Origin of the sequence: Glutamicibacter sp. BW77 (genome assembly GCF_002332285.1) — a bacterium.
GTDB classification, from domain to species: domain Bacteria; phylum Actinomycetota; class Actinomycetes; order Actinomycetales; family Micrococcaceae; genus Glutamicibacter; species Glutamicibacter bergerei.
On sequence record NZ_NRGT01000042.1, the window covers coordinates 24393 to 32000 of the forward strand.

At 52.1% G+C, this 7608-nt stretch carries 6 protein-coding genes; 4 read left to right on the forward strand and 2 right to left on the reverse strand.

Annotation, left to right across the window (positions count from 1 at the left end; all coding sequences use genetic code 11):
• The first annotated feature begins 2 nt into the window (after positions 1 to 2).
• From nrdE to CIK74_RS05125, 4 genes are all read left to right on the forward strand, one after another.
• Positions 3 to 2141, forward strand: a complete 2139-nt coding sequence (gene nrdE / locus CIK74_RS05110; protein ID WP_096254698.1) for a class 1b ribonucleoside-diphosphate reductase subunit alpha — start codon at positions 3 to 5, stop codon at positions 2139 to 2141.
• Between the two features lie 213 nt (positions 2142 to 2354).
• Positions 2355 to 3329, forward strand: a complete 975-nt coding sequence (nrdF, locus tag CIK74_RS05115; protein WP_096254699.1) for a class 1b ribonucleoside-diphosphate reductase subunit beta — start codon at positions 2355 to 2357, stop codon at positions 3327 to 3329.
• 379 nt (positions 3330 to 3708) lie between these two features.
• Positions 3709 to 4980 carry an MFS transporter gene (locus CIK74_RS05120; RefSeq protein WP_096254706.1) on the forward strand — a complete coding sequence of 424 codons (1272 nt, stop codon included), beginning with the start codon at positions 3709 to 3711 and terminating at the stop codon, positions 4978 to 4980.
• 51 nt (positions 4981 to 5031) lie between these two features.
• Positions 5032 to 6261, forward strand: a complete 1230-nt coding sequence (locus CIK74_RS05125) for an FAD-dependent oxidoreductase (RefSeq protein ID WP_096254700.1) — start codon at positions 5032 to 5034, stop codon at positions 6259 to 6261.
• Between the two features lie 76 nt (positions 6262 to 6337).
• Here CIK74_RS05125 and CIK74_RS05130 read toward each other — a convergent pair whose 3' ends face one another.
• Positions 6338 to 6541, reverse strand: coding sequence for a cold-shock protein (locus CIK74_RS05130; RefSeq protein ID WP_096254701.1), 204 nt, complete (start codon positions 6539 to 6541; stop codon positions 6338 to 6340).
• A gap of 534 nt (positions 6542 to 7075) precedes the next feature.
• Positions 7076 to 7608: hypothetical protein (locus tag CIK74_RS18680; RefSeq protein WP_170947747.1), on the reverse strand; the 533-nt coding region annotated here is incomplete at its 5' end.

The window sequence follows — 7608 nt, forward strand, 5'->3', positions numbered from 1 at the left end:
CGATGAGCGAAACTAAAGAGCTCCCCGCAAACATGCAGGGTCTGAGCTACAACGATCTGAACGCCATGCTGAACCTTTACGGTCCAGACGGCAAGATCCAATTCGAGGTGGACCGCTACGCAGCCCGCCAGTATTTCTTGGATCATGTTAATAACAACACCGTCTTCTTCCACGATTTGGATGAGAAGCTCGAATACCTGGTCAAGCACGAATACTATGAGCGTGAAACTCTCGACCAGTACTCGATGAACTTCATCCGAGATCTGTTCAAGCGCGCCTTCGCTAAGAAGTTCCGCTTCGAGACTTTCCTCGGTGCCTTCAAGTTCTACACCTCCTACACGCTGAAGACCTTCGACGGTAAGCGTTACCTGGAGCGTTACGAAGACCGCGTGTGCATGGTTGCCCTGCACCTAGCCCGTGGCGACGAGCAGTTGGCCACAAGCCTGGTTGATGAAATCATCGGCGGCCGTTTCCAGCCTGCAACCCCCACCTTCCTCAACGCCGGCAAGGCACAGCGCGGAGAGCTCGTCTCCTGCTTCTTGCTTCGTATCGAAGACAACATGGAGTCCATCGCTCGTGCGGTGAACTCCTCGCTACAGCTGTCCAAGCGTGGCGGTGGCGTCGCATTGTCGCTGACTAACCTGCGTGAGCACGGCGCACCGATCAAGCAGATCGAGAACCAGTCCTCCGGTGTCATCCCAGTGATGAAACTTCTCGAAGATTCCTTCTCCTACGCTAACCAGCTCGGTGCACGTCAGGGTGCTGGTGCGGTGTACTTGAACGCCCACCACCCAGACATTCACCGCTTCTTGGATACCAAGCGTGAAAATGCCGACGAGAAGATCCGCATCAAGACCCTTTCCCTTGGTGTGGTTATCCCGGACATCACCTTCGAGCTTGCCCGCAAGAACGAAGATATGTACCTCTTCAGCCCATACGACGTGCAACGCGTCTATGGCGTGCCGTTCAGCGAAATCTCCGTTACCGAAAAGTACGAGGAGATGGTCGATGATTCGCGCATCAAGAAGACGAAGATCAGCGCCCGCGAGTTCTTCCAGACTCTGGCCGAGATCCAGTTCGAATCCGGTTACCCGTACATCATGTTCGAAGACACCGTAAACCGTGAGAACCCAATTGAGGGTCGTATTACGATGTCGAACCTCTGCTCGGAGATCTTGCAGGTATCTTCGGCTTCCGAGTTCGCAGATGACTTGAGCTACTCCAAGGTCGGCAAGGACATCTCTTGCAACCTCGGCTCGATGAACATCGCCAAGGCTATGGATGGCAAGGACCTTGAGGGTTCAGTTGATATCGCGATTCGTGCCTTGAGCGCGGTCTCGGACATGTCATACATCGGTTCGGTGCCATCGATTGCTGACGGAAATAAGAAGTCGCACGCCATCGGCTTGGGCCAGATGAACTTGCACGGCTTCCTAGCCCGCGAGCACATCTACTACGGCTCCGAAGAAGGCATCGACTTCACCAACATCTACTTCTACACGATTCTGTTCCACGCGTTGACCGCGTCGAACAAGATCGCCATGGAGCGCGGCGAAACCTTCGACAACTTCGAAAATTCAAAGTACGCATCCGGTGAATTCTTCGACAAGTACACCACTCAGCAGTGGGCTCCGGCCACCGCGCGAGTGAGCGAACTCTTCGACGGAATCCACATTCCTACCCAGGAAGACTGGAATGCGCTGAAGGCTTCGGTTATGAAGCACGGCATCTACAACCAGAACCTACAGGCTGTACCGCCAACCGGTTCGATCTCGTACATCAACAACTCGACCTCCTCGATCCACCCGGTCGCAGCAAAGATCGAGATCCGCAAGGAGGGTAAGATCGGCCGCGTGTACTACCCGGCTCCTTACATGAACAACGAGAACATTGATTTCTACGAGGATGCGTATGAAATCGGTTACGAGAAGATCATCGACACCTACGCCGCTGCAACTCAGCACGTAGATCAGGGCCTGTCCCTGACGCTGTTCTTCAAGGACACCGTGACTACTCGTGACATCAATAAAGCGCAGATCTACGCATGGCGTAAGGGCATCAAGAGCCTGTACTACATCCGCCTACGCCAGCTCGCGTTGGAAGGCACCGAGGTTGAAGGTTGCGTTTCCTGCGCACTGTAATACCTCTAGTTTGTGACCGATTAGCTGGTCATTAACATCACGCAACAGCTGCCGCTTGGTCTGACTAAACGGCAGCTGTTGCGTATGAAATACCACGTCAGATCGTCACAGATCTGGCAATAACTTTATACTTCGCTGCATCTGTAGGGTTCGAAAGAACGGTAGAGTTGTAAGCAAAGTTCTTAGCACGATTTAGCGTTTCGATGAGGGGCAATGACCGAGAAGATTAAGCTCGCCAACAAGGTTGAAGCAATCAACTGGAACCGCATCCAGGATGATAAAGACGTAGAGGTTTGGAACCGTCTCGTTAATAACTTCTGGCTACCGGAGAAGATCCCGCTGTCCAACGACATTCCGTCGTGGGGGACTCTGACCGAGGCCGAGAAGCTGCTTACCATGCGCGTTTTCACCGGTCTGACTTTGCTCGACACCCTACAGGGTACCGTCGGCGCTGTATCGCTGATCCCGGATGCGCTAACCCCTCACGAAGAAGCCGTGTACACCAACATCGCATTCATGGAATCGGTGCACGCAAAGAGCTACTCTTCGATCTTCTCCACCTTGGCTTCCACCAAGGAAATCGATGAAGCTTTCCGCTGGTCCACGGAGAACGTGAACCTGCAGAAGAAGGCTCAGATCATTGAGAGCTACTACCACGGCGAAGATCCACTCAAGCGCAAGATCGCTTCGACCCTGCTCGAATCCTTCTTGTTCTACTCCGGCTTCTACCTGCCGATGCACTGGTCCTCACACGCAAAGTTGACCAACACCGCGGATCTGATCCGTCTGATCATTCGCGATGAAGCCGTCCACGGTTACTACATCGGCTACAAGTTCCAGAAGGGACTTGAAGGAGCCAGCGAAGAGCGCAAGCAGGAGCTGAAGGATTACACCTTCGAGCTCATGTACGAGCTGTATGAAAACGAAGTTCAGTACACCCATGATCTTTATGATCCGGTTGGCCTGTCCGAAGATGTCAAGAAGTTCTTGCACTACAACGCCAACAAAGCCCTGATGAACCTGGGCTACGAGGCAATGTTCCCGGCAACCGTGACCGACGTATCGCCAGCGATTTTGGCTGCGTTGAGCCCGAACGCCGATGAGAACCACGACTTCTTCTCCGGCTCCGGCTCCTCCTACGTCATCGGTAAGGCAGTAAACACCGAAGATGAGGACTGGGACTTCTAGGAGATTCTCCTAATTCGTCTAGCTGAAAAGATTTGATAAGGCTCGGATCCCCGCGAAAATGCGTGGGGTCCGAGTTTTTTCTATGTTCTTGGGCAATTGTCTAGTGCCAGCTGGTCTGACAACGCCAGATGGTGGAGCATGCCGTGAGTTCTACACGGACCACGTTGGGTGGCTGAATGAGGAATGGGTTTCAGCTGACTACAGCGATTGCTTTATGAAAACGGTCAGCTAGCTGGATTTGCAAGTCTTCCCCGAAGATTATCCGCTGTAAACTTGCGCCAACTTAGAGTATCAAGGCAACGAGTGACGCCTGATAGGCAACGGATCGACGATACTTGAAAGGTACTGCTACTAACGGGCAATGATCGCGGGGACGAAAGTGCAACTTCAGTCATCGAAGAATGACTTCAGCTCATTGGGCGAAGCGCGAGTCCAACATATTCGACGTAAGTCAATTTCGGTCCTTGCCGCCGGACAGATCCTCGGTGGATTGGGTAGCGGTGCCACACTAACTCTGGGCTCATTACTTATCGTCAGTATCTCAGGTCTAGACTCGTTGGCAGGAATGGCTGCCACCATGAATACGCTTGGTGCAGCAGTCATGGCCATTCCGTTAGCTTTAATGGCGCAGAAACATGGTCGCCGGGTTTCACTCTCCAGCGGTGCACTATTGGCCGCCAGTGGCATCGTGGTTATTGTTTCCGCAGCAATATTGAGCTTTTGGCCATTGCTGATGCTTGGAATGCTAGTACTTGGCACTGGATCGGCGATGAACCTCCAATCGCGTTTCGCGGCGACCGATCTATCTAGCAAAACTACTCGGGGCCGTGACCTTTCGGTGGTCGTCTGGTCAACAACTATTGGTGCCGTGATTGGGCCAAACCTCTTCGAGCCAGGCGAAGTTGTTGCCCAATACCTCGATCTTCCTGTCTTTACTGGTGGATTTCTTATAGCGATGGTAGCTCAGCTAGCTGGGGCACTGGTTTATTTTCTTGGCTTACGTCCTGACCCATTACGGGTAGCGCAATATCGAGCATCCGCCCAATCAAAAGTTGGCCAGCTTCACCGCCGAGGCTGGAATATTCTGCGCAACACACCTATGGCCCGACGTGCGGTGTTGACCGTGGCACTATCCCATATGTATATGGTCGCCATGATGTCGATGACCCCAATTCACATGCAACACCACGGAGCAGAACTAACGCTCATCGGTTTTACCATTTCTATGCACGTGGCTGGAATGTATGCTTTATCTCCAGTTTTTGGTTGGCTTACCGATAAACTTGGTGCCCGACCGATCATTCTTCTGGGGCAAGTATTGCTGATCTCGGCGAGTGTTCTAGTTTGGGTCAATCCATCAGACCATACGATGACAACCATCGCACTGCTTTGTTTGGGCCTCGGATGGTCAGCGTCAACAGTGGCCGGTTCCACCATGATTTCGGGTGCCGTAGAAGTCTCCGAGCGGCCACAACTACAGGGAACCTCCGATTTGTGCATGAGTTTAGCTGGGGTCATTGGTGGGCTTAGCGCTGGTCCAATTCTCGCTGCTGTCGACTTTGAAGGCTTGGCAGTGGCCTTATTGGCTCTCGCAATAATTATGATTGGGCTCAATCTGCGGGCAACCGGAACTGAGACTATCCGCGCCTGAGAAATAGTGCCAAGCTGAAAGTAGCTAGAAGCTTCCTAAGGAATGGTAATTATGGACTCCTCGACTCGATGCATCATAGTTGGTGGTGGCCCTGCAGGCATGGTGGCCGGTTTGCTTTTGGCACGGTATGGAATCCCAGTGACTGTTTTTGAGAAACACCGCGATTTCCTCCGCGATTTCCGCGGAGATACCATTCACCCATCGACACTTCAGTTACTAGATGAACTGGGACTGATGGGTGAATTCGAGAAAATAAACTACTCCAAAGTGACTCATGCTGAATTCCCTTGCAAAGACGGAACCCTCAGCACGGTGCTCGATCTGTCCAGACTTAAGCACCCCTATCCTTATATTGCTATGGCTCCGCAGTGGGATTTCTTAGACCTCTTAGCGCGTGCTGGCGCCGACGAAGACTGCTTCGAACTGCGCATGAACTGCGAGGTGACTGATTTACTCATCGAGGGCGGTCGTGTAGTTGGGATTCGCTATTCCGGACCGGAGGGTATAGGGCAGATGCGAGCGTTGCTGACGATCGCTGCAGATGGCCGTTGGTCGAAGGTTCGCGAAGTTGCAGGAATGTCCATGAAAGCGTTTCGCGTGCCACTAGACGTTTGGTGGTTCAAAGTTCCGGGCCAGCTGCAGGGTGAAAACGTGCTTGCGCCAGCCTTTGCGAAAAATCGTGCATTCGTTCTTATTCCGCGTAATGGTTATGTCCAAACCGCAATGCTTCTATCCAAGGGTGCGGACGCACAGTTGCGTACTTTGGGTTCCGAAGTTTGGCATCAGGCGATTGTCGCTGCGGCCCCTGAGCTGCATGAGGGTGTTCAGGGTTTAAAGCTTGAGGATGCAAAACTACTGGATATAAAAGTCAACCGGGCAATACGTTGGTGGCGTCGAGGGCTGCTGTGTATCGGAGATTCGGCTCATGCTATGAGTCCAGTGGGGGGAGTAGGTGTAAATCTTGCGGTTCAAGATGCGGTGGCGACCGCACGCATTCTCGCAGGGCCACTAAAGTCAGGGACAATTTCGGATCGCGACGTGGCCGCCGTGCAGAAGCGCCGAATTATCCCTACGATATTGGTTCAGAGTACTCAGCGGCTGATGCATTTGGGCTTGGAACGTCTGATGAAAAGCAATGAAGAAGTTGCTATGCCTGTACTCGTGGCAAAATTCTTGAAGGCGTTTCCTAGTCTAACTTCGATTCCGGCCAGGTTACTAGGTGTCGGCATTCTGCAGGAACGACCACCGGCAGCTGCACGGAGCAGGGTAATAAAAAGGTAAAGCGGGGTTAAACACCAATGGTGCAGCACCATCCGAATCGGACGGTACTGCACCAGAAGTTTGGCAGTGCTAAAGCTTAGCGAGCCTGGATGTTGGTTGCCTGTGGGCCCTTTGGACCGGCTTCCAAGGTGTATTCTACGTTCTGGCCCTCTTCGAGGCTACGGAAACCGAAGCTCTGGATTGCGGAGTAGTGTGCGAACACATCTGCCGATCCATCAGAAGGAGCGATGAAGCCGAAGCCCTTTTCAGCGTTGAACCATTTAACAGTGCCAGTAGCCATGTTGTTATTTCCTTATTTATTCATTGGCCACTACGTGACCTTGTTGCCGAGTCGAAATCCGAAACGGAAAATTAGTGGTTACCTCGAGCAGTACTATATTTGGCGAATTCCATGCCGTCGGTATCAGCTATCGAATGCTGATTTTGCCGATACCGGCCAAAACGGAGGTCGCTACGCACGCTAGATGTCCTTGCGGTCCATAGAAATGACTGTGGAAATGCCAGAGTCAGTGGAGTAGAATTTGGAAGCCGCATCGTGGAAACGCTGAGAAGCGTCTGGACGAGCTGTAAGCGGTGAAGAAGAGAAGATGAAAATTCGTTTCGATAGGAGTTCGCTAATTCCGAAGAATCATTGAACCGATTTGCTGCACAGACGATTTGCTTGTCTTGCTACAAATCTAACTGCTAACGTTTGCTGGCGGATGACTCACACCTGCAAACGTCGAGGTAACAAAATAAGCGTACCATCATTTTTGCCGCTTTGCCTACCGCCGGTCTCTCGAACCGAGTTCGGCGGTAGGCAAGACGCCATGATCTATAGATGCGAGTGCCAGTGCGCGAACGGATTGGTGGTTTTCTCCAAGTCGCTGTCATCGTCTTCAAGTCGGAGGATGGACTCATCAATCACGCCGCCCTGATAAGCGATAAAATCACCGTCATACCGCTTGTTTTTTCCGTGACGCACAAAGAAAGGTCCACTCGGTAGGGCCCCTTGTTCATACATTTCATGATGAACATGCTGGATCATTTGGTTCCATTCGGCAGTGCCGAAAGCTGAGAATTCGGGTACGGCAAAACCAATCTCAATGTTTTCAAAATTATTTTTCACGGATCCAGGAATGGCTGGTAAATTTTCGCTCTCTTCTAGTCCTGCATGCATCCGGAAGGGAGCATCGTCAGGATCTTCGGCGGTCTCAACCCAGTACCAAACCTGTCCCATCAACTCTTCGCTAAGTGCTTCTGAAAGAAGTTTCTTCTCAAGTCGCTGGGTCGCTTGCTTGAGGTTGACGGAGCTTCTTGACGCGAGAGGGGTTGAAATACTCAGTAAAGAGGCTCTACTGACATATC

Excerpts from the sequence above, each read along its gene's own strand:
- nrdE (WP_096254698.1), top strand. The coding sequence starts at position 3 with ATGAGCGAAACTAAAGAGCTCCCCGCAAACATGCAGGGTCTGAGCTAC.
- nrdF (WP_096254699.1), top strand. The coding sequence starts at position 2,355 with ATGACCGAGAAGATTAAGCTCGCCAACAAGGTTGAAGCAATCAACTGG.
- CIK74_RS05125 (WP_096254700.1), top strand. The coding sequence starts at position 5,032 with ATGGACTCCTCGACTCGATGCATCATAGTTGGTGGTGGCCCTGCAGGC.
- CIK74_RS05130 (WP_096254701.1), bottom strand. The coding sequence starts at position 6,541 with ATGGCTACTGGCACTGTTAAATGGTTCAACGCTGAAAAGGGCTTCGGC.